The sequence below is a fragment of the Azospirillum sp. B21 genome (assembly GCF_008364825.1).
In the GTDB taxonomy this organism is placed as follows: domain Bacteria; phylum Pseudomonadota; class Alphaproteobacteria; order Azospirillales; family Azospirillaceae; genus Azospirillum.
The window spans coordinates 203,098-227,923 of sequence record NZ_VTTO01000008.1 but is presented as its reverse complement, the minus strand read 5'-3'; the positions used below and the strand labels follow the sequence as shown (position 1 = coordinate 227,923).

Annotated in this window: 22 protein-coding genes; 10 read left to right on the top strand and 12 right to left on the bottom strand. The window is 70.9% G+C overall.

Going from position 1 to position 24,826, the window contains the following annotated elements; translation table 11 throughout:
* Window positions 1-10: 10 nt before the first annotated feature.
* The 8 genes from FZ983_RS20250 to FZ983_RS20215 all read right to left on the bottom strand — a co-directional run bounded on the left by FZ983_RS20250 (window position 11) and on the right by FZ983_RS20215 (window position 6,570).
* A complete protein-coding gene (locus FZ983_RS20250) occupies window positions 11-1,138 on the bottom strand; it encodes a type IV secretion system protein (protein ID WP_149225304.1) in 1,128 nt (375 codons plus the stop codon).
* A 6-nt stretch (window positions 1,139-1,144) separates the two neighbouring features.
* Window positions 1,145-1,555 (bottom strand): EexN family lipoprotein, encoded by a 411-nt coding sequence (locus FZ983_RS20245; protein ID WP_149225303.1) that lies wholly within the window; start codon window positions 1,553-1,555, stop codon window positions 1,145-1,147.
* A gap of 3 nt (window positions 1,556-1,558) precedes the next feature.
* Window positions 1,559-2,293 (bottom strand): type IV secretion system protein, encoded by a 735-nt coding sequence (locus FZ983_RS20240; RefSeq protein ID WP_188092423.1) that lies wholly within the window; start codon window positions 2,291-2,293, stop codon window positions 1,559-1,561.
* A gap of 31 nt (window positions 2,294-2,324) precedes the next feature.
* A complete protein-coding gene (locus tag FZ983_RS20235) occupies window positions 2,325-4,712 on the bottom strand; it encodes a VirB4 family type IV secretion/conjugal transfer ATPase (protein ID WP_149225301.1) in 2,388 nt (795 codons plus the stop codon).
* Window positions 4,705-5,043: a type IV secretion system protein VirB3 gene (locus FZ983_RS20230; RefSeq protein WP_149225300.1), complete on the bottom strand. Its 339-nt coding sequence runs from the start codon at window positions 5,041-5,043 to the stop codon at window positions 4,705-4,707. The genes FZ983_RS20235 and FZ983_RS20230 overlap by 8 nt, the downstream gene beginning before the upstream one ends.
* Window position 5,044: 1 nt before the next feature.
* Complete coding sequence (locus tag FZ983_RS20225; protein WP_149225299.1) at window positions 5,045-5,425, bottom strand: TrbC/VirB2 family protein; 381 nt, start codon at window positions 5,423-5,425, stop codon at window positions 5,045-5,047.
* 62 nt (window positions 5,426-5,487) lie between these two features.
* Window positions 5,488-6,156, bottom strand: coding sequence for a lytic transglycosylase domain-containing protein (locus FZ983_RS20220; RefSeq protein WP_149225298.1), 669 nt, complete (start codon window positions 6,154-6,156; stop codon window positions 5,488-5,490).
* A gap of 36 nt (window positions 6,157-6,192) precedes the next feature.
* Entirely contained in the window at window positions 6,193-6,570 is a 378-nt protein-coding gene (locus FZ983_RS20215; protein ID WP_149225297.1) for a hypothetical protein, read from the bottom strand.
* A 499-nt stretch (window positions 6,571-7,069) separates the two neighbouring features.
* Between FZ983_RS20215 and FZ983_RS20210 the strand changes: the two genes are divergently transcribed.
* The 3 genes from FZ983_RS20210 to FZ983_RS20200 all read left to right on the top strand — a co-directional run bounded on the left by FZ983_RS20210 (window position 7,070) and on the right by FZ983_RS20200 (window position 9,626).
* Window positions 7,070-7,813, top strand: a complete 744-nt coding sequence (locus FZ983_RS20210; RefSeq protein ID WP_149225296.1) for a ParA family protein — start codon at window positions 7,070-7,072, stop codon at window positions 7,811-7,813.
* Window positions 7,810-8,841 carry a ParB/RepB/Spo0J family partition protein gene (locus FZ983_RS20205; RefSeq protein WP_149225295.1) on the top strand — a complete coding sequence of 344 codons (1,032 nt, stop codon included), beginning with the start codon at window positions 7,810-7,812 and terminating at the stop codon, window positions 8,839-8,841. The genes FZ983_RS20210 and FZ983_RS20205 overlap by 4 nt, the downstream gene beginning before the upstream one ends.
* A 128-nt stretch (window positions 8,842-8,969) precedes the next feature.
* Window positions 8,970-9,626, top strand: a complete 657-nt coding sequence (locus FZ983_RS20200; protein ID WP_149225294.1) for a hypothetical protein — start codon at window positions 8,970-8,972, stop codon at window positions 9,624-9,626.
* Window positions 9,627-9,717: 91 nt separating this feature from the next.
* On the opposite strand, the gene FZ983_RS20195 is transcribed toward FZ983_RS20200, so the two are convergent.
* Window positions 9,718-10,542: a class I SAM-dependent methyltransferase gene (locus FZ983_RS20195; RefSeq protein WP_149225293.1), complete on the bottom strand. Its 825-nt coding sequence runs from the start codon at window positions 10,540-10,542 to the stop codon at window positions 9,718-9,720.
* Window positions 10,543-10,719: 177 nt separating this feature from the next.
* On the opposite strand from FZ983_RS20195, the gene FZ983_RS20190 reads away from it, so the two are divergent.
* The 3 genes from FZ983_RS20190 to FZ983_RS20180 all read left to right on the top strand — a co-directional run bounded on the left by FZ983_RS20190 (window position 10,720) and on the right by FZ983_RS20180 (window position 12,284).
* Complete coding sequence (locus FZ983_RS20190; protein ID WP_149225292.1) at window positions 10,720-11,550, top strand: hypothetical protein; 831 nt, start codon at window positions 10,720-10,722, stop codon at window positions 11,548-11,550.
* Window positions 11,551-11,649: 99 nt separating this feature from the next.
* The gene (locus FZ983_RS20185; RefSeq protein ID WP_247883885.1) at window positions 11,650-11,892 is read left to right on the top strand and encodes a type II toxin-antitoxin system ParD family antitoxin; all 243 of its coding nucleotides are present in this window, start codon (window positions 11,650-11,652) and stop codon (window positions 11,890-11,892) included.
* Complete coding sequence (locus tag FZ983_RS20180) at window positions 11,889-12,284, top strand: type II toxin-antitoxin system RelE/ParE family toxin (protein ID WP_247883870.1); 396 nt, start codon at window positions 11,889-11,891, stop codon at window positions 12,282-12,284. The genes FZ983_RS20185 and FZ983_RS20180 overlap by 4 nt, the downstream gene beginning before the upstream one ends.
* Here FZ983_RS20180 and FZ983_RS20175 read toward each other — a convergent pair.
* Together FZ983_RS20175 and FZ983_RS20170 are read right to left on the bottom strand one after the other, a co-directional pair.
* Complete coding sequence (locus tag FZ983_RS20175) at window positions 12,281-13,996, bottom strand: glycosyltransferase family 41 protein (protein WP_149225290.1); 1,716 nt, start codon at window positions 13,994-13,996, stop codon at window positions 12,281-12,283. The two genes, FZ983_RS20180 and FZ983_RS20175, sit on opposite strands and share 4 nt — an antisense overlap.
* A gap of 8 nt (window positions 13,997-14,004) precedes the next feature.
* A complete protein-coding gene (locus FZ983_RS20170; protein WP_149225289.1) occupies window positions 14,005-14,592 on the bottom strand; it encodes an SIS domain-containing protein in 588 nt (195 codons plus the stop codon).
* Window positions 14,593-14,808: 216 nt separating this feature from the next.
* Here FZ983_RS20170 and FZ983_RS20165 point away from each other — a divergent pair, with 216 nt between their 5' ends.
* The gene (locus FZ983_RS20165; protein WP_247883869.1) at window positions 14,809-15,363 is read left to right on the top strand and encodes a hypothetical protein; all 555 of its coding nucleotides are present in this window, start codon (window positions 14,809-14,811) and stop codon (window positions 15,361-15,363) included.
* A 32-nt stretch (window positions 15,364-15,395) separates the two neighbouring features.
* Here FZ983_RS20165 and FZ983_RS20160 read toward each other — a convergent pair whose 3' ends face one another.
* Window positions 15,396-16,736 carry a tetratricopeptide repeat protein gene (locus FZ983_RS20160; RefSeq protein ID WP_149225288.1) on the bottom strand — a complete coding sequence of 447 codons (1,341 nt, stop codon included), beginning with the start codon at window positions 16,734-16,736 and terminating at the stop codon, window positions 15,396-15,398.
* Between the two features lie 199 nt (window positions 16,737-16,935).
* On the opposite strand from FZ983_RS20160, the gene FZ983_RS20155 reads away from it, so the two are divergent.
* From FZ983_RS20155 to FZ983_RS20145, 3 genes are all read left to right on the top strand, one after another.
* Entirely contained in the window at window positions 16,936-18,537 is a 1,602-nt protein-coding gene (locus FZ983_RS20155; protein WP_149225287.1) for a tetratricopeptide repeat-containing glycosyltransferase family protein, read from the top strand.
* Window positions 18,534-21,563 carry a glycosyltransferase gene (locus tag FZ983_RS20150; RefSeq protein ID WP_247883868.1) on the top strand — a complete coding sequence of 1,010 codons (3,030 nt, stop codon included), beginning with the start codon at window positions 18,534-18,536 and terminating at the stop codon, window positions 21,561-21,563. Before FZ983_RS20155 ends, FZ983_RS20150 begins: the two co-directional genes overlap by 4 nt.
* Window positions 21,564-21,708: 145 nt before the next feature.
* Complete coding sequence (locus tag FZ983_RS20145) at window positions 21,709-24,819, top strand: M10 family metallopeptidase C-terminal domain-containing protein (protein WP_149225286.1); 3,111 nt, start codon at window positions 21,709-21,711, stop codon at window positions 24,817-24,819.
* Window positions 24,820-24,826: the final 7 nt, after the last annotated feature.

Below are 24,826 nucleotides of genomic sequence, written 5' to 3'. Positions count from 1 at the left end.
TTCCTCAAGGCTAGGGGCACGGCGCCGGTGGCGTGGGCGTGTGGAAGGGCGTGCGGGTGCGGGCACGGGGGCTCAGAGCGGCGCACCGCGGTCGGAAAGGGACCCGCCGGCCGGCCGGCGGAGCGGAGCGTGTGGCGGCCCGCCGGCCGGCGCCAGCGGCGGCCCGCCAGCCGGCCGAGCCGGCGAGGTGCAGCGCGCCGAGTGCGCCGGAGCGGCCGGTCCGGTGGCTGTTGCCCTGGGCATCCACCCGGCTGTGGCCGGTGGAGCCGACGGCACCCTGGGCGGCGCGGGCGAGCGCGCCGGTGTGGAAGGCCAGGCCGCCGGACAGCGAGGCGGCGAAGGCGGGCAGCTGGAAGGCGACATAGGCGGCGACGGCGAAGAAGATCATCCCGGCGAGCAGCACCTGGAGCATCACCATCGGGTCCACCGAACCCATCACAACGATCCGACCGACGACCTGCTGCTCCACACCAAGCACGATGTACAACAGCACGATGGTGGTGACCTGCAGGATGACGCAGGAGATCAGCGAGCCGATCCAGCGCTCGAAGATGGCGCGGGTGGCGGCGAACAGCACCAGAGGGACGAGCAGCGGCCCGAGCGCGATGTAGAGCGCCAGGATCACCCGCGAGATCAGCCAGATGGCGAAGCAGAAGCCGGTGGACAGGATGGCGACACCCCAGAACAGGACGACGACGGCTTTTTCGGCGATGTCGCTCCAGCCGAGCGTGCGCCATACCTCAAGACCGGCCCGCCATGCTTTCAACCAAACCTGATCGAAACTTTCCGCGCTGACGGCGCTGACCGACCCCGACGAGGTCAGCGCACCCGCGAGACCATTTGGCAGCATGACGAAAAATAGATCGTAGACGTACTGCTGATATACCCCAGCTCCGGTGACGAGCCAGACGACCAAGATCATCTTGAGCAAGCGGCCAAATAGTACGGCGCCGGTCTCAGTCACCTCGCCGCGCAGGACGAGCAGGCCTGTGAGGGCGATGTAGAGCACCAGTGTCAGTCGCAATGGTGTGACGACAAAGGTCAAGAAGGCAGTCAGCACATCGGCGACCGCAGCCACCAGCGGGGTCTCCACCTGGGAGACGATGTAGGCGAAAATCTGCCATTGGATGTCGCCCATTGAGGATCACCTCTGAATTTTCCCAGCTTCGATGAGCAACGAGCGTTTGGCGGCGTCGCAGTGGTCAAGATTAGGGGTCCGCCGGCACATGATGAGTTTGCCCCGCCGGGTTTGCGGATCGTTTGACCAAAAGGCCGGATCGTTGGGGTCCATGGTTCCGGTGCGCGACCGCGCCTCGCGGAGCGCCACCTCGACGCTCGCCTGCTGGGCGTTGACGCAGTCAGGGTCACGGCCCAGCCGGCCGGGATCGTCGAAGCAGGCGAGCTGGACTTGCGCGCGGGCCTGCGGGTGGTCGGCGTACCAGCTCACGGTACGCGGTTCCGCGGCCGGGGAGCCTTGCGCCACCGCCGGCCCGGCGGCGAGTGCCAGGGCGAGACAGGCGGGCAGAGCCCGCCGGCTGGATGGTGTCCTGGTCATCGCTCAGCCTCCCCGCGCCTTGGCCTGGTCGATCAGCGCGTCGATCGATTGCCGGCGCCGTTCCTGCTCGCGCTGGTCCTGGTTGCGCATCTGCGCCTGCTGCCACAGCACCAACGATTGCGCCTGCACCTGCTGGGCCTGGATGTAGGCCTGCTCGGCAGCGAGGCGGGCGGCGAGGTCGGCCACCGCCTTGGCGTCCCCGGCGGCGGCAAGCTGGCCCTCGATTGCCCGCAAGGCGGCGATCCGGCTGGACGCCGATTGGTAGAGCCCGCTCGCCATCGCCTGCGCCCCGGCGATGCTGGTGGCGCTGCGCTGCATCTCCTGCGCCTGGAAGTCGCCGCCGGACGGCGCATAGACGCGGTTGCGCTCCAGATTGCCCTGCGCTGCATTGCCGAAGCCGCCCGGACCGAGCGCGGTGCCGGTCATCACCGCGCCCAACTCGCCGCTCTGCGCCGGCAGGGTGTTGCGCAACGCCTCGACGTCGAGCTGGCGGCCGAGCTCGGTCAGCGCGTCCGAGGGCGCATGGGCGATCGCCTGGTAGGTCTGCTGGAGCTGCTGGTATTGCTGCTGCATCGCCTGGAGCTGCTGGGCCATCTGCTGGACCTGCTGGACCGCCTGGGCGAGGTTGGCCGGGTCGATCACCGTCAGCTGGGCCAGGGCGGGCGGGGCCGCCGCGCTCAGGGCGGCGAGCGCCAGAAGACAGGGCAGGGCCTGCACGGTGTGAATGGTCCTGGTCATCGCCGGATCTCCATCCTTGGTGAGGGCGGTGTCATGTGAGGGCGCCGCGCCACTGCCGACGGAACTGCGGCAGCCAGGCGTCGGGCTTGGCGCCATGCTCGGCGATCAGCTGCTCCATCAGCCGCACCGTGCCGGCACGCGCCGACAGCACCGCCACCAGATCGTCGAGCCCGCCGAGATCGAGTTCGCAGGCGACCGACGCCGTGCCCTGCTTCAGCAGGAAGCGCCGGCCGCCGACGGTGAGATCCTCGCGCACCGCCTGGAACTCCGGGCCGGTCAGCTTCAGCCCGCCCTGGTAGTCGGCGGCATCGGCGCGCGGGTTCGGCATCAGGATCTGCGTCGGGCACTGCTCGATGATCGAATGGGCGATCGGGCTTTTCAGCGCATCGGCCGGCGACTGGGTGCCGAGCACCACCAGCCCGTTCAGCTTGCGGATGGTCTTCAGCTTGTCGTTCACCAGCTCGCGGAAGCCGGGGTCGAGCAGAGCCTTCCAGAACTCGTCGATCATCAGAACCAGCCGCCGGCCGTCGAGCAGGCGCTCCACCCGGTGGAACAGGTAGGCCAGCACCGGGCCGCGGGCGACGGGGTCGTCGAGCAAGGCCGTGACGTCGAAGCCGAGGAACGGCGCCTCGAGCGCCAGCGCGTCGGCCTCGTTGTCGAGCACCCAGCCGAGCGCGCCGCCGCGGCACCAGCGGTCCAGCCGGGCGCCCGGCCCGCCGGCCTCGCCCTGGCCGAGAAAGGCGCGCAGCTCGCCCAGCGAGCGGGCCTCGGGGGGCAGCGCCAGCACGGCGCGCAAGCCCAGCTCCAGCCGCCGCTCGGTCTCCGGGGCAAGCCCGGCGCCCGGCTCGCCGATCAGCGGCGCCAGCAGGCTCTTGAGGAAGGCGATGTCGGCGGGGGAGCCGGTGAGGGCTTTCAGCGGCGCCAAGCCCGACGGGGCGCCGGCCGGCAGGACGAGGTAGGTGCCGCCAACGGCGCGGGCCAGGATCTCGCCGCCGCGGTCCTTGTCGAAGAACACCACCTGGGCGCCTTGGCGCCCGGCCAGTGCGGCCAGGAACAGCATCAGCGTCGTCTTGCCCGAGCCGGCCGGGCCGGCGACGAAAACGTTGCCGAGGTCGCTCACCGTCCCGGTGGGGGCATGCAGGTGGAAGCGGTAGGCGGTACCGCCGCTGGTGCGCAGCAGGGTCAGCGGCTCGCCCCAATGGCCCTGCGCCGCCCCGGCCGGGTGGTTGTGCAGGCTGGCCATGGCGGCGAAGTTGCGCGAGCTGATGGCCCCGGGGCGGGTGCGCAGCCGCAAGTTTCCCGGCAGCTGCGCCCAGTAGGCCGCCTCCAGCGCCAGATCCTCGCGTGCCACCACCGCCCCGCTCTCGGCGAGATCGCGCCGGGCGCGGGCGGCGACCTCGCGCAGGCCCTCCAGGCTGTCGGCGACGGTGACCAGGCTCAAATGGTGGTCGCCCATGACAAAGGCGTTGGAGGCCAGCAGGTCGGCCGCCTCGCTGAGCGCCGCGGTCTGGCTGGCCGCCTTGTCTTGCGCCGTCACCATCTGGTTCTGCTTGCGGGTCAGCACGGCCTGGGCCGCCTGCTTGGGCAGAAAGCCGAAGCTCTGGGTCAGCACGCAGCGGTAGGGAGCGGCCAGCACCGCGTCGAACATGCCGGGCCAGCTGGTGGCGGGATATTCGCGCAGGCCGAAGGCGGCGGCATAGCTGGAGCCGCCGGGGCCGCGGATTTCGATCGCCTCGCGGCCGACGATGACGCGGTCGGTGTAGATCGCCCCGCCAAGATGGCCGGTGACCAACGGCACCGGCAGCGTCTGCCCGGTCAGGATCAGCCGCAAGGCCTCGGCCGGCTCGGAGAACAGCACGCCCTTGCCCTCGCGCAAGCCCAGCCGCCGCGGGGCATGGTCGTCGAGTTCGGCCAGCAGGGTGGCGACGACGGCGTCGAGCGCCTCCAGCGTGGCCGGGCCGGCCGGGCGAGCGAGGTCACCGCGCCGGCGCCGGGCAAAGAGGCCGGCCAGCCGGCTGCGCTCGCCGGCCCCGGGCGGGCGCAGCAGCACCGACAGGTAGAGCCGGTTGCGGAACAGCCGGCCCACCAGCAGGCGCGCCCGGTAGGCGGCGTCAAGATCGCGGGCGAAGGCGGTCGCGCAAGCGGCGGCGGGATAGCCCGAGCCGTCGTCCAGCGTGCGGACGGTGTGGGTGGCCAGCACCAGGCGGTCGGACGCGATGTTGCGCAGCAGAAGGTTGCGCCGGCCGTGGCGGGCATTGACCTCCTCGGCCGCCGCCGTCTCGAAGCCGGCGCCGGCGAGCTCGATCATGGCGAGCAGCGAACCGTCGTCGAGCAACAGCGTGCCGGCGGCGGCGTGGCCGAGATAGGGCACATAGGTGTCGGGGTCGCGCTCGCGCGCCCACAGCGCGGTGTCAGGCATGGATGCGGATCTCCCAGGCGCTGCGGGCGGGACCGAGCGGCAGCGGGCTGACCGAGGAGCCGCCCCAATGGCCCGTGTTGCGGGCGCGCGCCTTGGTGTCGGCCCACAGCCGCAGCGTGCCGAACAGATGGGCGTCGCGGGCCACCAGTGCCCGCAGGGCATGGTGGAGGACGACGCCGATCAGCAGGTAGGCCGGGTTGCCGGCCAACACGAAGACGATGCCGGTGGCCATGCCGTTGACCGCCACCGCCTCCAAGGGCACGCCGCGCCACATCGCCGGTCGGGTGCAGGCGAGAAACAAGGGGTCTTCGGCGAGAGCTTGGCCGTCCATGTCAGGCTCCGACGATCTGGGTGACGATCCAGGCGGAGGAGAAGATCAGCATGACGCCGAGCAGCACGCCGCCGGCGGTGCGCAGGCTGAGAGCCCCCATCAGCGCGCCGATGCCGACGATGCAGATGGCGATCACCGCGATCAGGCGGCCGGCGGTGCCGGTGAGGATGTTGACGACGTTCTGCAGGAAGGTGGTGAGGTCGCCGCCGCCGCCGGCCGCCTGGGCAAAGGCGGGGGCCGCGGCCAGCACGACCAGCAGTCCGATGCCGAGCGCCGTCAGGCGGGGTGGTGTGGTGCGGCCGGCGCGGACACCGGAGGGAGGGAGCACGGCGACACCGTCGGAGGCCGGCCGCCGGGCGGGCAGGGAGCGGGAGTTGACCATGGACGAACGCCTCCTCGGAAACTGGGGCTGGGGGCTAATCGGGACGCCGGTGCCGGCTGTCGTCAGGGGCGGGCCTCCGGTGCCGGCGGGGGTGCCGGTGTTTGCGGTACGACCGGCGGCGGCGGTGGTCTCTGGGCGCGGTCGCGGTCGCGGCGAGCCCGCGCGTAGACGTCCCAGGCCGGCGGCTCCGGCAGGGGGGCGGTCGCGGGAGGCGGGGGTGCCGGGCTGCCGGAATCAGGACGCGCCGTCCCCTCCAGCCGGATCGCCGGCACCACGGCGGCGGCGGCGGCCTGGACGCGGGCGACGTAGCCGTTGGCAACGCCGCGTTCGGGTGAGCCGGTGTTGTAGCGCGACAGCGCCCGCACCAGCGCCTGCTGGCCGTCCTCACTGCCCCGGGGGTCGAAACCGCCGGCCAGCACCCGCGCGCCGGCGGCGATGTTGCGGCAGGGCTCGAAGGCGTCGGCGACGCCGAGCCCGAGCCGGGCCAGGGTGGCGCTGTTCAGCTGCAGCAGGCCGAGGTCGAGGGAATGGCCCCGGCGCAAGAGTGCGGTCGCTTGAGCCACCGCGGCGGCGGGGCTGCGCGGGCGGTGCGCACGGCCGGCGGTGGCGTCGCCGATCGCCAGCGGGTCGAGGCCGCTTTCGGCCTGGGCGACGGCGGCCAACGTGTCGACATGCACCCAAGGACCGCAAGCGGCGGCCAGATGGGCGAACAGCGCCAGGGAGAGGGTCATCGCCGTCCTCCCCGGCCGGCAGCGGCGGGGACGAGGCTAGCCCGGCGGTGCCGCTTCGGGCCGCTGGAGATCGATGTCGCAGTGGGGCGGCAGCGCGCCGGCGACCGGCAGCTCCCGGGCCAGCGTCTTGTAGCGGGCGAGCTCGGGGTCGCCGGCGATGTAAACCGGAATGCAGCCGGCAAAGCCGAACTCCACCCGAATGAGGGTGAGCAGGCGGTCGAGGTCGCGGTAAGTGCGGTCGCCGCGGTCGTTCCAGGTGCGCAAGGGCAGGAAATCGCGGCGCCAGCTCGCCCGCAGATATGCCAGATGCTCGACCGCGCGGCCGATGCCTTTGGTGACAACCAGAACATTGCGGATGCGGCCGCCCTCCTGGAGGGCCTGCCTGATCTCGCCTTCCTGCAACCCGGTCGCCAAGCCTCGCCCCCGCCGTTCCGCTGTGCTGCGCGCCGACAGGGCGGCCCGGCCCGGTCGACCGGCCGCGGCCGGCCGGTGTCGCGAGGCGTCCCGCCTGCCACTGGTGTCTTACCAGCGCAAGCGGAGCGGGAGCGAGTGGTCCTTGCGGATAGGCACCTCATCATTCCGTGGGCCTCCCTTGGAAGAGCGCACAAGCGGCTGAGATGGGCAATGGCTGGTGCTTTTATAAAAACGCCAGCGATAGAGGGTGGGGCTGATGCAGCGGAGACGGGAAAATCATCGCCGCGTGGACACGTCCCGCGGTGAGACAAAAAGCGGTCCGCAGCCAGTTTTTCGAGACTCTTTCGCGCAAGGGTGGCGCGAACGGCTGTCGCCTTTGTAGTCACGCACGCCGGGCGGACATTTCACCGACGATCGAAGCGTATTTGCAAAAACCCCTCCGCGCGCTCTCGGCCTGTGGGCAGCGCGCGGCCGGACAAGCCCCCTTTGAGGAGGTCCGATGAAAACCTTGGCCGTGATGAACGAGAAGGGCGGGGTCGGCAAGACCAGCCTCACCGCCCACGCCGGCTGGTACTTGGCCGAGCGCTTCCGCACGCTGGTGATCGACCTCGACCAGCAGGCCAACCTGACCGCCACCTTGGGCGCGCATCTCGGCCGGGTCGACAGCGTCGAACTGTTCGTCCGCCCGACCCGGGTGCCGGAGGCCGGCCGCCTGACCGTCACCCGCTCGACCCGCGACCTGCTCGGCGTGGAGGGGGCGGAGCGCGCCTGCATCGCCACCTTCCGCGACAGCCTCGCCGCCATGGATGCTGACTACGACGTCTGCGTGATCGACACCCCGCCGGCGCTGACCAACCGCACCTTCGGCGCGCTCCTGGCGGCCGACGCGGTGCTGGCGCCGATCGGCATCAACGACTATTCGCTCCAGGGGGTGGCCGAGCTGTTGCGCGCGATCAAGGGGGTGGCGCGGCATTACGGCCGGCCCGAGCCCCTGTTCCTCGGGCTGCTGCCCTCAATCTTCGACCGCAAGAGCCGGCGCGAGCGCGCGCTGTTCGAGAGCCTGGCCGCCGAGCTCGGTCAGTTGCTGTTTCCAGGCCTGGTGGCCAAGCGCGACGCTTATGCCCGCGCCGCCAGCGACCGCGCCCCGGTGTGGGCGATGCCGGGCAGTGCGGCGCGCGAGGCGGCCTCGGAGATCCGCAGCGTGCTCGCCACCGTGGCCGAGCGGATGGAGCTCCGGCCATGAGCGCACCGTCCAACCCGCGCGCCGCCTTCGCCGCGGCCAGCTTCGCCGCCTTGCGGGCGGCGGCGGGAGACGGGCAGGGCGAGGTGCTGCACCTGCCGCTCGCCGACATCGACGAGGACCCCGGCCAGCCGCGCACCGTCTTCGCGGAGGAGGAGTTGGCGCTGTTGGCCGCGTCGATCCGCGCGCATGGGCTGGTGCAGCCGGTGGTGGTGCGGCCGGCGGTGGACGGGCGCCACCGACTGGCCTTCGGGGCGCGGCGGCTGCGCGCCGCCCGGCTGGCCGGGCTGGCGGAAATCCCGGCGGTGATCCGGCGGGAGGGCGACGGCGACTTCGCAGCGCAAGTGATCGAGAACCAGCACCGCGCGTCCCTGTCCAACAGCGATCTCGTCGCCGCCATCGCCCGGCTGGCGGCGGACGGGCACACCGGCCCGCAGATCGCCACGATCTGCGCGCTCAAGCCGTATGAAATCTCGGCGTTCCGGCAGGCCGGCAACTTCCCGCCCGAGCTGCGGGCGCGCATCGACCAAGCCGACATGCGGGCGCTCTACGACCTCTACCGCCAATGGCGCAAGACCCCCGACGCGGTGCTGGCGGCCTTGGCCGATAGGGACATGGTCCTCACCGTCACCGAGGCGCGCCGGATCGTCGGCGGCATCACCGGCCGGCCGACCGGCAGCCTGGTTCCGGACCGGCCGGTGCCCGCCGCCAAGGAACCGGACCCGTTGCGCGGCGTCCCGTCCGCACCGGCGGGCGGCGCCCTTGCGGCCGGCGAGGGTTTGCACGGTGCAAAACCGGACGTCCAGGAGAAGCCCGGGCAGAGTGGGGGCAAACCGAAGCCGACCGTAGTTCCGGACCCCGTGGCAGTCGCCCCGGTGCCGCCGGTGTTCCATGTCACGGCCGGGGACGGGGCGGAGGGCCGCCTGATCGTCGACCGGCGGGCCGGCGGGGCCGGACTGGTGCTGGTGGCCTACGCCGGCGGCATCGCCGAGGTGAAGGCCGCCGAACTGCGCATCGTCCGCGTCGAGTGAGCGGCCGCCACCTCAATCGGCATGTGTTGCGGGTTTTGCACGGTGCAAAACGGAAGCGGGGCCATGGAGGAAGGAAGGAGAGGGCAGGATATGTTTGGTGGGAGCAGGTTTGAAACGGGGCTGGCGTGATGCCGCCGAAGCCCGGACAGAAGATGGTCGGCGGCTATGTCGACGCCGCTCTGGCCGAGCGCTTCCAGGCCTGGGCGCGGCGGACCGACGGTGGCGCCTCGGCTGCGCTGCGGCGGCTCATCCTCCAGGCGATGGACGGGACGGCGCCAGCGGCGCCACGAGGGAGTGGAACGGGCCAGCAAGTCGGTGTCCGGTTCAAGGAGGCCGAGCGTGCGGCCCTGGCCGAGGCGGCCCGGGCGCACGGCACCGGCCCGGCGACCTGGCTGCGCTCGCTGGCCCTGGTGCATCTGACGCGCCGGCCGCAGTGGAACCCCGCTGAGCTGGAGGCGCTGCGCGCGGTGTTCCACGAGCTACGGACCATCGCAACCAACCTCGACCGCAGCACCCGCGTGCTGGCCGAGGCCGTCGACGCCGGTCTGTGTCCGCCAGAGCACTGCAACGCCGCGCGCGAGGCCGGCGATCTGGTCCGGACCGAGATGCGCCGCGTCGTCGCAATGATGACCGGCAACTTCGACTATTGGGGCCTGCCGGACGCCGAGCGCCCGGATGCGGCGCCAGGGGCGGCCGACCGTGCCGCAGCCGCGATCCGCGTGGCCGAACAGCGTCGGAAGAACCGGCCGCGCCGGTTGGCCGCGCGCGGCCGTGAGGACGGGTGATACAGGCGGGCAAGGGGGCCGGGGTGACGCTTCGTGGACGCAAGTTGAAGCGGTGCTCGTAGGATTGAAACTCGATTAAAAGATAAGGCGATCAGTCATGGGGCTTTGTTCCGATCGCCGCCCAGGAGATCTCGTTGACCCAGGCGAGCTGCACGTCTTCCAGCCCGGCGCCCTTCATCAGCGCCTCCACCTCGTCGCGGCGCCAGTAGTTGGCGATCTTCGGCAGCATCTGGTCGAACACGATGGAGCGCAGATGCGCGAAGTCGAAACGGCGGATCAGGCGGAAATATTCCAGCCGGTCCAGCCCCAGCCGCAGGGCCAGCCACAAGAGCGCGGTCGGCGGCAGGGACAGCGCATGCACCAGCCCGATCGGCAGGCGGCTGAACAGCGCCTTGCGCAACGGGTCGGCGAAGCGGACGATCCAGCCGTTGTTCTCGCGGCCATAGACCCAGATCATCACCCGCCCGCCCGGCTTGACCGCGCGCACCATGTTGGCGAGCGCCGTCTCCGGATGGGCCAGATGGTGGACGACGCCGATGGAGAAGGCGAGATCGAAGCGTTCGACCTCGTTCAGCTCATAGGCGCTCTGGCGGCGCACCTCCATCGCCGGATGCGGCGCCAGCGTGGCGCGGGCCGAGGCGAGGCTGCGCTCGTCGATATCGATGGCCAGCCCGCCGGCCGCACCGTAGCTCATCGGCCAATGGCTGTTGCGCCCCATGCCGCAGCCGACGTCGACGAAGGTCAGGCCCCGCCAGTCCTCCGGCTTGAGGAAGGGGGTCCAGCGGCGGAACTGCTCCTCATAGATGTCCTTCAGCTCGGCATAGCGGCCCCATTCGTAGCCGAAGCGGTCGGCCGACCCGCTGTGCACCGCGGACGCGGTGTCGGGGGCGGGGGAAGAGGGCGGCGCTTCGCTCATCGCAGCGGTCCGGTGTGGTGGCGGGGAAGGAAGGCGCTATCGGTAGAAGCCGGAGGGCGGGCTTGTCAAGCAAGGGGCAAGGACGAAAGGCGGGCCGGGCGCAGGACAGGCCGGTTCCGCCCGCCGCCGCGGGCGGCTACCATGCAGCCCCTTATCGCGAGACGAAGCAGCCCCTCCATGCCCGACACGCCGTTCGACAAGCCCGGCATTCCGATCCTGTTCGTCCATATCGGCTACAAGGCCGTTCTGGACATCGCGCTGAGGCAGGCGGTGCGCGCCTCGCCCGGCAGCCCGGTGATCCTGCTGACCGACGAGATCCGCGAGCTGCCCTTCGCGGTGCATCAGGCCGACATCCGCCTCTACACCGGCTCCTACGCCCGCTTCGGCGCGGTGTACGAGCATCTCTCGGTGAATGGCGAGGGGTACGAGGCGATGTGCTACGGGCGCTGGTTCTTCGTGCATGACTTCGCCGTCCGCCATGGGCTCGGCCGTTTCTGCGTGTTCGACAGCGACATCATGCTCTACCGGCCGGTGGAACGGTTCGCCGAGCCCTTCGCCGGCCATATCGCCGGAAACTGGAGCTGGGCCAACTGCTTTGCGGGGCCGGAGGCGCTGGGCGTGCTGTGCGACCGCTTCGTCGAGATCTTTGCCGACAAGCCGCGGCTGCATGCCCTGGCCGACCGTTTCCGGATCGGCGGCCGGCCGCATGTCAGCGACATGCATCTGCTGATGGAGATCGCCGCCGCCGATCCCCGCTTCCTGGAACAGGGAAGTCTAATCGACCAGGGGTTTGACCACAACATCCGCGACGCGAACGGCCGCTTCGCCATGCGCGATGGGCTGAAGGACGTCCGCTTCGGCACGGATGGGGTTCCGGTGTGCGCCCGCACCGACGGCGGCGCCCCGGTCTTCTTCACCTTCCTGCATTTCCAGGGACCGGCGAAGGAACGGATGGGCGATTTCGCCTGGCCGGTCGCAGGGATGCCTGCCGGCAAGGGGCGGGTATAGGATTGGGAACGGAGCATGGCAAGAAACCTGCTGCATTGACAATTTTTGCCAATCTGCTCAGCCTTCACGTCGAAAAGCAGGAGGTTTCCCGTGCCCACCATGAACGTCAGCCTGCCCGAGGCCCTTGCCAGCTTCGTCGAGCGTCAGGTCGCCAGCGGGGGATATGCGTCGCAAAGCGAGGTCGTCCGGGATGCGTTGCGCCTGCTGCACCGGGAAAAGGCTGCCGAACATGAGAAGCTGGAGATGCTCCGGCGGGCAGTCATGGTCGGTGTCGAGGATTGGAGGGAAGGTCGCCTGGACGACCGGCCCATAGACGACATCCTCGACGGGATCGACGAGTGAGGACGGTGTTGGCCTATCGGGTAACCGACGCGGCGAAGCAGGACTTCAAGATGGTGCTGAGGGAAACGTTGGAGCGGTTCGGAACGCACCAGCGCGAAACCTATAAGCGGCTTATCGCGAAGGCGGTGACGATGATCGCTGAAGACCCCGGTCGGGGCGGTTCCCGAGACCGTGGAGGCGTCGTTCCGGGCCTTCGGGCATTTCATCTGGAAACCGCGGCGGGCCGGCGGGGCGCCGCAGCCCACATGCTGTATTATGCCGTCGAACGTCCGGCCGGCGGAGCGGCCAGGGTCATCGTCCTGCGCCTGCTGCACGAAAACATGGAGCCGGCCCGGCATTTCGTGCCGGAGTCCGATCCCGCCGCGGAAGTGGATCAGCCGCCTTCCGTTTAGCTCTCTGGCCGCCGCTGATCGCACCAGCGCCGCCACATCAGCCGGTAGGCGGTTTCCAGATTGCGCATGAAGCGCGCCTCGTCGCACAGGGCCGATGCCCGCACCCGCTCGCGCAGGCCCATGCGCAGCCGCATCAGCCGGGTCAGGTCGCCGGCCAGACCGGCGGCGATCTCGGCATAATGGGCGGGCGTGGCGGCGACCAGCTCGGGCAGGCCGATGGCGGTCATCAGGCTGGCGCCGACGCGGGCGGCGTGGCGGCTGCCGGCCAGCGTGACCAGCGGCGCCCCCATCCACAGCGTGTCGCAGGTGGTGATGGTGCCGTTGTAGGGGTGCGGGTCCAGCGCGATGTCGATGCGGTTGTAGGCGGCGAGATGGCCGGCGGCGTCCTTGATGAAGCCGACGAGGTCGAGCCGGGCCGGATCGATGCCGGCGGCGGCGAAGCGCGCCCGTATCATGTCGGCGGTGCCGGGATCGGACAGCGGACGGTCCTTCAGCAGAAGGCGCGCGTCCGGCACCCGCCGCAGCACCTCGGCCCACAGCGCCACGGTGCCGTCGGTGATCTTGGACAGCTTGTTGAAGGACCCGAAGGTCACGGCCCCGGTGGCGCCCGCCGGCAGCGGAACGACCGGCGGTGCGGAGGCCGGCGGGCGGAAGCACAGGAAGGGGGCGGGCAGCCGGACCAGCGTTTCCACCGCATGGGCGTCGGTGGGACCGATCGGGTCGCTGACGGGATCGACGATGCGGTAGCCGACCGACGCCATGCCGGTGCCGTTGGGATAGCCCAGCCACGTCACCTGCACCGGCGCCGGGCGCCGCGCCAGCATCGGCAGCCGGTTCAGCCCGGAATGGCCGGCGAGGTCGACCAGGATGTCGATGCCGTCGGCGCGGATCTGCGCGGCCAGGGCCTCGTCGTCCAGATGGCCGATATTGCGCCAGCCGTCCGCCTGCGCCTTGAAGCGGGCGGTGTAGGCGTCGGCGTGGCTGTCCGGCAGGATCGAATAGCAGACGATCTCGAACCGGCCGCGGTCGGCCGCCTCGAACAGGGGCGTCAGGAAATAGGCGCCCAGATGCTCGCGGAACTCGACCGACAGATAGCCGATGCGCAGCCGCTTCTCCGGATCGGGCGGGTTGGCATGCGGGACGGCGGGCAGGCCGGCCCCGCCGGGCCCGTCACCGAACCGCTCGTCGAAGCGCCGGTGCTCGGCCAGCAGGCGCTCGCCGGACAGGTCGAGATAGTTGAGGCACAGCAGCCGCTGGCTGGCGACGCGCGGGTCGTCGGGCTTCAGCGCCTCGGCCCGGTCGAAGACGGCGGCGGCCTCGGCGGCCTCGCCCCGCATCTGCCGGGTCACGCCCAGGTTGAACCACAGCCCGGCGCTTTGCCGCGGTTCCAGCCGGATGGCCCGTGTCCAGCAGCGCACAGCCTCGTCCAGCCGGTCGCCGAAGGCGGCGCTGCCCAGCCCGACCCAGGGCTTGTCGTAGTCCGGCCGCAGCACCAGGGCCTTGCGCAGCGCCGCCGCCGCCTCGGCCGGGCGCTTCAGATCGGACAGCAGGATGCCCAGGTTGTTCCACAGGTCGGCGGCCGTGCCGTCCTGGCCCAGCAGGTGGCGGTAGAGGGCCTCCGCCTCCTCCAACCGCCCGGCGCCGAAAGCCTCCAGCGCCTGGCGTTTCAGCGCATCCCGGGCGTCCCGGACATCCTGGGTGAGCGGGGTCATGGACGGGGTCAGGCCAGCCGGGCTTCGACCTGCTCGCACAGGTAATGATAGAGGCAGATGTGGACCTGCTGGATCAGCGGGGTGGAGCGCGACGGCACGTCGAGCAGGATGTCGCTCATGCCCGCCAGCTTGCCGCCGCCCTCGCCGGTCATGGCGATGGTGGTCATGCCCAGGCTCTTCGCCACCTCGAAGGCGGCGATCACGTTGCGCGAATTGCCGCTGGTGGAGATGCCCAGCAGGACGCCGCCCGGCTCGCCATAGGCCTCGGTCTGGCGGGCGAAGACGCTGTCGTAGGAGTAGTCGTTGCTCCAGGCGGTCAGCACGGCGGCGTTGGAGCTGAGGCAGATCGCCTTCAGCCCGCGCCGCTCCTTCAGGAAACGGCCGACCAGTTCGCCGGTGATGTGCTGGGCATCGGAGGCCGAGCCGCCGTTGCCGCAGACCAGCAGCGCCTTGTTGGCGCCGAGTGCCGCGGTGACCGCCTCGACCGCCGCCTCGACCCGCGCCGGATCCAGGATGTCCATGGTGCGCTGCAGGACGTCGATGGCGGCGGTGAGGCAGCCGTGCAGCGAGGGGGCGGGGGCGGACTGGTTGGCCATGGGACGGGATACCTTGTGCGTGACCGATGGTGCGTTTCGGCGGCGACGGCGGGAAGACCGGGAAAGGCCGGGTCCGTGCGCAGCGGCCAGTGGATCCTATGGATCGTGGGGTCTGTCAACTCCAAGCCGCACAATGACGGCTTTTCCACACCGCGTGAAAAGCTTACCTTCCGTCCCGTGCCCCGGCGGCCGGGGCGCGGACATCAAGGGTGGCCAATGACGACGCGGACGGTCCGGCTGGGCCCCCTCAGCGTGAAGATGTACTGTGCGATCGGCATGATCGCCGTGTCCTGGGCCCAGCTCGAGGACATGGTGTCGCTGTGCATCTCCCGCCTGCTCGGGACCGACCACACCGACTTCCTGCCCATCGCCTCCAACATGCAGGTGAAGGCCCGCTTCGACGCGCTGAAGTCCATCGCCGGCCTGCGCCTGCCCCCCGACGAGGCCAAGGCCCTGGTTGCCCGTTGCGACGAGGCGTTGGAATTGGGCCGGGAGCGCAACAAGATCCTGCATGGTTCCTGGATCCAGGGCGAGACCGACGACGTCGCCATCCGCCTGAACTACCGCGCCCACGGCCGCATCGCGGCCGACGCCCCGGTCATCTCCGCTCGCGAGATCGCCGAGATCAGCGACCGCATCACCATGCTGACCGAAGGCTTCGCCCAGACCTTGCAGCGCCTGGGCCTGTTCGACCCGAAGAATCCGATGCGCAACCCGGCACGCGGGCCGGTGAACGAGACGGTCAAGCCACCGGAACCGGCGGCGGACTGAAGCGCTCCCGCCGCCCTCCTGCCGCGCGCGCCCTACCGCCAGACCTCGAACGGCTGCAGCCCGCGGTTGCCCTCGGCGGGGTGGAGCAGCAGGCGGGGGGAGGGGTTCAGGGCGGCGGCGGTGGCGGCGAAGAAGCCGGTGCTGATCGCCAGGATGTCGGCCCGCGTCATCACGTGGAAATCCTGCAGATACTCCAGCCCCTCCCAACGGACCGGGAAGTCGGCCGGAGTGGTCGGGTTGAAGCGGGCGAATTCGGGAACCACGCTCGGCTCGTCGGTGGCGACGAACAGCACGGGGTCCTCCAGCGTCGGCCACAGCCCGTCCAGCCAGTCCAGATAGAGCGACAGCGGCGTGTAGTCCTGGTTCCACCAGTCGGTCTGGCGGATGTGCACGGCGACCAGCGTGCGGCCGCGCCGGCGCAGCGCCTCCACCGGCGGTTCCAGGAAGCGGTTCCAGCAGGGGCGCGGGGTCAGCCAGGACAGGATGTCGGCCCGCCGCTCCTTCAGCATGGCATTGACCGGCGAGCCGCCCAGGAACAGGTCGCGGTCGCGGAAGGGATCGTCCACCCGCTCGTCGAAGCCGCGGGCGAAGTCCTTGCGCTGCCGCAGCCAGCCCTGGAACTCCGGCAGCACCGACGGGTCCAGCCGGGGATCGTCGAGGGAGAAGAAGGCATGGCCGACCCAGTCCGGGGTCAGGAACTCCATCCCGTATTTCTCGGCATAGAGGCGGACGGCGACATACTCGTTCACCGTCTGGGCGAAGCGCCCATAGGAGCCGAGCGAGGCCATGGTCAGGCGGGGGCGGTCGCGCCGCGCCTCCCGCCGCCGGTTCCATCCCTCTTCCTCCGGGGGCAGCGAGCGGTCGAAGCGCATCAGCGAATAGGTGATGTAGGAAGGCGAATAATTGCCCTTCAGCGCGACGGACCGCTGCAGCAGCGCGAAGGCGCCGTCGGCATCGCCCTTGGCCCGGTGCACCTCGGCCAGCCCCGCCATCGCCTCGGCATAGTCCGACCGTGCCTGCATCGCGCAGGTGAAGGCCAAGCCAGCCCGGTCGAACTGTCCGGACAGCAGCAGCGCCATGCCCAGATGGTACATGGCGTCGGACGAGGACGGGTCGCGGCGAAGCGCGTCCGACAGGATCGCCACGGCGCTCGCCGGGTCGCGGTCCTTGTAGGTGGCGATGCCCCGGATCAGCAGGGCGTGGGCGTTGCCCGGATCGGCGGCCAGGATGCGGCCGCAGATGTCGGTGCTGATGTCGAGCCAGCCGGCATTGCAGTAGTCGAGCGCCTGCTTGACGGCATCGGGCACCGTCATCCGCTGCCCCGGCAGGGTTTCGATCTGGATGGGGGCGTCGATTTCGGCAGAGGCAACCATAAAAGGGTAACCTGGAAGAGAGGGAAGTGATCGTTCTGACTTGCACCTTCATCGGCGGGAGGGTCAAGCTGCCTTGTTGCAAGGCTCCGGAATTTCACTGATCTTCCTTCGCCTTCCAGGCTCCTGCGGCCCGGACGGCCCCCATCGTCCCTTTGCCCCGCTTCCTCGCCCCTCCCGGTTCCGGAACTGCGCCCGCACCATGACCACGATTCAAGATACCCTGATCCGGGCAGCCACTCTGCATCAGGCCGGCGATGCCGACCGGGCGGCGGTACTCTACCGCCTCGTCCTGACGACCGATCCGGCCCAGCCGGACGCCCTGCATCTGCTGGGATTGCTGCGGCGCCGTTCCGACCCGGGACAGGGTGCGGCGCTGGTGAACCGCACGTTGCGGCTGATCCCGGCCCATGCCGCCGCCTTGTTGAACCAGGGCGGCACCCTGATGCAGATGGGCCGGCTGGACGAGGCCATGGCGCATTTCCGCCGCAAGCTGGAGGTGGATCCGGACTGTGCCGCCACGCTGCAGCGCCTGGGGACCGAAGCGCTCGCCTGCGGGCGGATCGATGAGGCCGAACGGCTGCTGCGCCGCGCCGCGGTGGTGGAGGCCGGCGGCCGTGTGCCCGGTTCCCGGCTGCGCTGCGCCCTGGAGCGTTGCGTCACCGCCCGCACGATCCGCGACGATGCCGCCGACCCGTCCCTGCCGCCGGGGCTGGTGGTGCGCGGCGTGTTCCGCGACAGCAGCGGCTACGCCTATGCCGTACGCCGCTTCGTCCAGGAACTGGTGGCGGCCGGGATCCACGTCCGGCTGGTCGACCTGAACTATGGCGACGCCGATAACCTGCCGGACGACCAGATCGACCCGCTGCTGCTCTCGCTCGACCGCCCGGTGCGGGCGAAGGCCGTCCTGTCCATCACCACCCCGCCGGCGGTGGAGCGCATTCCCGGGCTGAAGACCATCAATTTCAGCATGTTCGAGGGGGTCGACATTCCCCCCCTGTGGGCGACGCTCAGCCGGCGCCACGACCATGTCGTTGTCGCCACCGACTCCTCGCGTACGGCTTGGCTGCGTGCCGGCCACCCGCAGGACCGCATCCACATCTGCCCTGCCGGGGTGGATGAAATCGATCCCGGCGGCATCGCCCCAGCCCCCATCGCCGACCATATGGGCCGCCGGTTCGCCGATTATCCGGTGCGCATCCTGAACGTCTCCGACTTCACCGATCGCAAGAACCTGGACGGGCTTCTCCGCGTCTGGGTGCGCGCGACACGGGCGGAGGACCGGGCCGCCCTGCTGCTGAAGGTCGGCAAGAGCAGCGGGGTTGCCGGCAGGATCGGCGAGCTGCTGGTGCGGGCGGCGGCGCAGGTCGGCCGGCCGGCGATGGGGGTGGCGCCGATCTTCCTGGTGGAAGGCAAGCTGCCGGATGCGGGGATGATGTCGCTCCATGCCGCCTCCACCCATTACTGGAGCATGTCGCACGGCGAGGGCTGGGACCTGCCGATGGCGCAGGCCGGAGCCATGGGGCTGACCCTGCTGGCGCCCGACCACAGCGCCTACCGGGCCTATCTCGACGGGCGGTTCGCACACATGATCCCCTCCGCCGTGACCCCCGCCATCGGCGCCTATGCCGGCCAGGACTGGTGGAGCCCCGACGAGGACGCCGCCGCCCGCCTGCTGCGCGCGGTCATCGACGATCCCGCCGGCACCCGCCGGTCGGCGCAGGCCCACCTGCTGGAGCATTTCAACTGGCAGGCCGCCACCCGGCGGCTGATCACCCTGCTGCGGGAGCTGGACGCGCTGTGACCGGCCCAATCCCGCCGGTTTCCGGCCTGCCCGATCCCGTCACGCTCTTCTGCTGCCTGGCTCCGCCCGACTATTACCGCCGGCCGCTGTTTTCGGAACGCGAGGTGTTCTGCGGTCCCGACTGCCTGACGGTGGAGACCGGCGACGGCTTCGCCTCGCTGAACACCCCGCCCGGCGAATACGACCTGACGGCCATCGTCGCCCGGCTGCCGGCGCACCAGCGGCCGGAGCTGATCGTGGTGAAGGCCGATGCCACCCGGCGCAACCTTCCCCGCGGGCTGGACCGGCTGCCGGGCACCAAGGTGCTGCTGGTCGGCGACACCCACCATTTCGCCGGCCCCCTGCGCACGCTGCTGGCCTACGGCGCGATGGAGAGCTTCGACGCGGTGATGCTGGACCACACCCGCCAGCACGCCCATGCCTTCCTGGAGGCGGGGTTCGAGCGGGTCTACTGGATCCCGGCGGTCGATTATGCACTGCGCCGGCGCGACATCCCGGCGGATGGCGAGTTCCCCCTCACCTTCGTCGGACAGATCGGCGCCTTCCATCCCTGGCGGCGCCATGTTCTGGACCGGCTGACCGCAGCGGGGCTGCCGCTGCTGGGCATGCGGGCCGGGCCGGAGAGGGCGGCCGACGTCTATGCCGCCTCGCAGGTCACGCTGAACGTTTCGCTGAACGGCGACCTCAACCTGCGCGTCTTCGAGGCGCTGGGTGCCGGCGGCTTCCTGCTGACCGATGCGCTGTCGGAGGACGCCGGGCTGGAGCGCTGCTTCACCCCCGGCCGCCATCTCGCCACATACCGCTCGCCGGACGAACTGGTGGAGTTGGCGCGCCACTATCTCGACCATCCCGACGAGGCGATGGCGATCCGCCGGGCAGGCCAAGCGCATCTGCTGGAGTTCCACAGCCCGCAGGTCAAGCGCGCCCAGTTCTTCGCCGCGGTTTTCGACGACCGCGTCGATCCGGCGCTGGAGGTGCGCGGGGAGCGGCGCGGGCTGTCGGCGCTGCCGGTCCAGGGCATGGGCTTCCGCCGCCGCCTCGCCGCCTACGAGGCGCTGCAGCGGCTGCAATTGACAGCGTCGCGGCTGACCGTCCATGCCGGCGGGGAGGAGGACGGTTTCGCGTCCGACCTGCGCCTTATGGCCCGCGACTTGGCACGGGTGGCGTTCGCTCCGCCCGACAGCACGGCCGATCCGGTTACCCTGCCGCTGCCGCCATCTGCCGATCAGGCCGCCGACCGGGTGCGGGATGACGCGGTGACCCTGCTGCCCTGGCCCGACAGGGCGGAGACCGACCGCCGGATGGCCGGGCTGCCCGGCGCCTCCGTCCTCTGCCCCACCGCTTCGTCGCGCGACCATGCCGCGGCGGCGGCCCATCTGGCCGGCTGGGGTTTCGCGCCGACCGAACCCGGCGGCATCCTGTTCCAGTGCGCCGACGCCCTGCGCTATGCCGCCCGCTCGCTGTCCGACCCGGCCCTGGCGGCGGGGCTGGCGCCGGTCCTGCGGCGTGCCCGCCTCGCGGCGCTGGAGCCGATGCTGAGGACGACGGACCAGATGGTCGGCGTCGCCCGGCTGGCCCTCCGCTTCGGCGAGGACGCCCTGGCGGAGCGGTTCCTGCTGAACGCCGTCGGGCTGGACCGCCAGCAACCGGACGCGCTCGCCGGGCTGGCCCGCCTGTGCGCAGGGGCCGGACGCCCGGTGGAGGCGGTGATCTATCTGGGCGAGGCCCGGCGCGCTGCCCGTCTTGCCGGTGCATCCGATCCCGCCCCCGACCTCGGTGACGACGCACTCGCCGCCGCGGCCGGCAATCATCCGGGGCTGGAGCGCTACCGCAGCCTGTTCCGGCAGGCGACCGCCCCCTCGACCGGGCGGCACCGCCGCATCCTGGTGGTCACCAACCTGTTCCCGCCGCAGGAGTTCGGCGGCTATGGCCGCAAGCTGTGGGAGTTCTCGGCCGAGCTGATCCGCCGCGGCCATGCGGTGAAGGTGCTGACCGCCGATGTGCCCGAGCTCGCCCGCCCGGGCATGGCCGGGACCGACGACATCGAGGCGCATGTCGACCGTTCGCTGACACTTTACGGATATTGGAAGGACGGGCGCGCCTTCACCCACGACGATCCGGCCCACTGCGCCGCGCTGATCCGCGCCAACATCCGCCGCGTGCTGGAGACCGCCCGCGACTTCCGCGCCGACGCCTGTCTGGTCGGCAACCTCGACATGCTGGCGACTGGGTTCCTCGACCCGCTGACCCGGCAGATGGGCGTGCCGGTGCTGCATTGCCTGGGCAACCAGCATCCCGGCTACGCGCCGGATGCGGCACCCCGCTCCCCCCTCTACCGCGCCGGGCCTGCCAGCGGCTGGGTGGCGGAGCGGCTGGCCGCCGGCGGCTACGGCCTGTCCGCCACGGTGATCCACCCGGGCGCCCGCGTCGATCACTTCCACCGCGCGGTGATGCCGGCGCCCGACCGGCTGCGCATCGCCTTCGCCAGCCTGTTCGTCAACTACAAGGGGCCGCAGACGCTGGTCAACGCGCTTGCGATCCTGCACCGCGAGGGCATCGACTTCGACTGCACCTTCGCCGGGGAGGCGCCGGACGCCGACCTCGCCGCCCGCTGCCGCGACTTCGTGGAGCGCAACGGCATGGCCGGCAAGGTGCGCTTCACCGGCTTCCTCGACCGCCGCGGCCTGTCCGGCCTGTTCGCCCGCTGCAACGTGCTGGTCTTCCCCAGCGTCTTCCAGGAGCCCTTCGGCATTTCGCAGGTGGAAGCGATGGCCGCCGGCCTGACCGTGGTCGGCAGCGGCACCGGCGGCAGCGGCGAGGTGCTGCGCGACGGCGTCGACGGCCTGCTGTTCCCGGCGGAGGACCACGAGGCGCTCGCCGACCGCCTGCGCAGTCTGGTTGCAGACCGCGCCGCCTGGCAGCGCTTGGCCCTGTCCGGCCGCGACCGTGCCCGCGACTTCACCGTCGCCCGGTCCGTCGACCGCATCGAGGCGGTGTTCGAGGAATTGATCGCGCAGAAGGAATGAACGTGGAGAGGAGAACGTGGAGAGGACCGGCAGCGCCGTGGCCGGTGAGAAAAAAGGTCCGGGTTCTCCTCCCCTTTCGATAGGGGAATGAAAGGCTGTAGAGTGGCGGAGCCGCAGTCCGCGGCGCGGATTCTTCCTCCCGGCCATGACGACCACCATCTCCGACCTGTCCGACGACCCGGCCGGCACGATGCCCGCCTGTTCCTGCCTGCTGTGCAGCGCCGCCGGCTGGAGCGCCGCTCCCATCGCCGCAGGGCTGGACCCGCAGGGAAGCCAGCCGCAGGGCGCCTCCTTCGCCACCGTCTCGACCCTGCTGGCGGCGGGGACGCCCCGCTGGGGCAGTGGCGCCGTCGGCAGCGGGGCGACGGTCAGCTACAGCTTCATGGAGCAGGCGCCGTCCTACGCCTCCACCTCGGACAGGACCGGCTTCGCGGCGCTGTCCGGCACGCAGCGCGACGCGGTGCGGCAGGCCTTCGCCGCCTGGAGCGCCGTCGCCAACATCTTCTTCGTCGAGACCTCCGACAGCGCCAACAGCGGGCAGGGCGGGTCGATCCGCATCGGCACCAACCGGCAAGGCTCCAGCGCCGCCTACGCCTACTATCCGACCAGTTCGCTCTATGACGGCGGCGGCGACATCTATCTTTCCAACAGCGCCGCGACCAATGCCAGCCCGACGCAGGGCAGCTACGGCTATCTGACCATCCTGCACGAGATCGGGCACGCCATCGGGCTGAAGCATCCCGGCAACTACAACGCCACCGGCGGCGGGGGCGAACCGCCCTACCTGTCCTCGTCGGAGGACAATTACCGCTACACGATCATGTCCTACAACCGGCACCCCAGCCTGGGCCTGAACGGGCTGGCGACGGGGCCGGCGCTGTACGACATCGCGGCTGTCCAGTATCTGTACGGCGCCAACACCGCCACCCGCATCGGCGACGACCGCTACGCCTTCGCCAGCAACACCGTGGCTGTCAGTCAGGCCATCTGGGATGCCGGCGGCGCCGACAGCATCGACGCCAGCGGGCAGGCGTCGGCCGTCACCATCGACCTGACGCCCGGCGCCTTCAGCTCCATCGGCCCCAACGGATCGGGCGGGCTGGCGGTGGACAATGTGGCGATCGCCGACGGCGTCACCATCGAGACCGCCATCGGCGGCGGCGGCAACGACATCCTGATCGGCAACACCGCCAACAACCTGCTGACCGGCGGCGAGGGCTCCGACACGCTGACCGGCGGGGCGGGCGACGATACGCTGCAGGGCGGCGGCGGTACCGACACCGCGGTCTACAATGGCAGCCGCTCCTCCTACACCGTCACCGTCACTGCCGACGGCGCCGTCATCTCCGGCGGCGGCGAAGGCACCGACACGCTGACCGACGTCGAATACGCCCTGTTCGCCGACACCCGCATCAGCCTGATGCCCCCGGCGGTCACCGTCCGGGCCGGCCGGGTTTCCATCGGCTCCTCGATCACGCTGGCCAGCCTGATCACGGCCGCCGATCCGGCCGGCGGCCTCGTCACCCAGTACGAACTGGTCGACAACACCAACGGCGCCGGTTCTCTGATGGTCGGCGGGACGGCTCAAGGTGCCGGCGCCGTGGTTTCGCTGACCGCGGCGGCCTTCGCCGGTGTCACCTTCGCCGCCTCCACCCTGACCAGCCTCGACGAGCTGTCGGTGCGTGCCTACAACGGCGTGGCGTGGAGCCGCTGGATCGGCTTCACCATCGCCTCGCGCCCGGCCAACCGGCCACCGGCCGTGCAAAGCGACAAGACCCTGACCGTGCAGGAAGGCGGGCCGGCCATCGCGCTCGGCATCGACCGGCCGAGCGACCCGGACGAAGGCGACGGCATGACGGTGACGCTGGCCCGGCTGCCGGCCGCCGGCACGCTCCGTCTGGCCAACGGCACCGCCATCACCGCCGGGATGACGCTCGGCACGGCCGATCTGGCCGGCCTGGCCTATCATGCCCCAACCGGCACCCCGGCATCGCCGGGCTCCTTCGCCTACACCGTCACCGACAGCCAGGGTGCGGTCAGCGGGCAGACCGTGACCTTGCGGGTGACCCCGCTGGCCGAGACGATGGCCGGCTTCGACCCGCTGGCCTATCTCGCCTCCAACCCCGATCTGGCCGCCGCCTTCGGCACCGACGCGACGGCCGCGCGCGAGCATTACCTGGGCTTCGGCTTGGCGGAGGGGCGGGCGACCCGGTCCTTCGATCCGCTCTCCTACCTCGCCGCCAACCCGGATCTGGCGGCGGCCTTCGGCGCCGATCCCGTGGCGGCGAGCCGGCATTATCTGACGCTGGGCCGGCGGGAAGGCCGGTCGGCCGGCAGCTTCGACCCGCTGGCCTATCTGGCGGCCAACCCCGATCTGGCCGCCGCCTTCGGCACCGATACGACGGCCGCCACCCGCCATTACCTGTCCAACGGCCGGCGAGAAGGGCGCAGCACCAGCTTCGACGGCTACGGCTATCTGGTGTCGAACCCGGATCTGGCGGCGGCATTCGGGCTGGACCCGGCAGCGGCGGCCCGCCATTACGTGACCTCCGGCCGGACCGAGGGGCGCGGCATCACCTTCGACCCACTGGCCTATCTGGCCGCCAACCCCGACCTTGCCGCCGCTTTCGGCACCGACACCGCCCGGGCGGCCGGCCACTACCTGTCCAGCGGCCGGCGGGAGGGGCGGGCCACCAGCTTCGACGCGCTCTCCTATCTGGCGGCGAACCGCGATCTTGCGGCCTCCATCGGCAACGACCCCGTGCGGGCGCAGGAGCATTACATCCGCTACGGCCGGCTGGAGAACCGCACCACCAGCTTCAACGCCCACGATTATCTGCTGGCCAACCCCGACCTGCTGAGCGTCTTCTCGGGCAGCGAGCAGCAGGTGAAGCTCTATGTCGTCCTTTACGGCAGCACGCCGCGGCGCGACGCCGCCGGCTTCGACGCGCTGAGCTATCTGGCGGCCAACCCGGATCTGGCAGCAACCTTCGGCACCGACACCGCCGCCGCCACTGCCCATTACCAGTCGACCGGACAGGCGGGCGGGCGGGCGACCCGGTTCAACGCGCTCGCCTATCTGATGGCCAACCCCGACCTGAGCGCCGCCTTCGGCAGCGACCAGCAGCAGGCCCTGGTCCATTTCATCCAGCATGGCCGCAACGAGCCGCGCCCCAATCCGATCGGCTACGTCCGCCCGCAACCGGCCGGCTTCGCCATGGCCGGCGGCGGGATGCTGGCGGTGGGGATGGGGTGATCCCGTA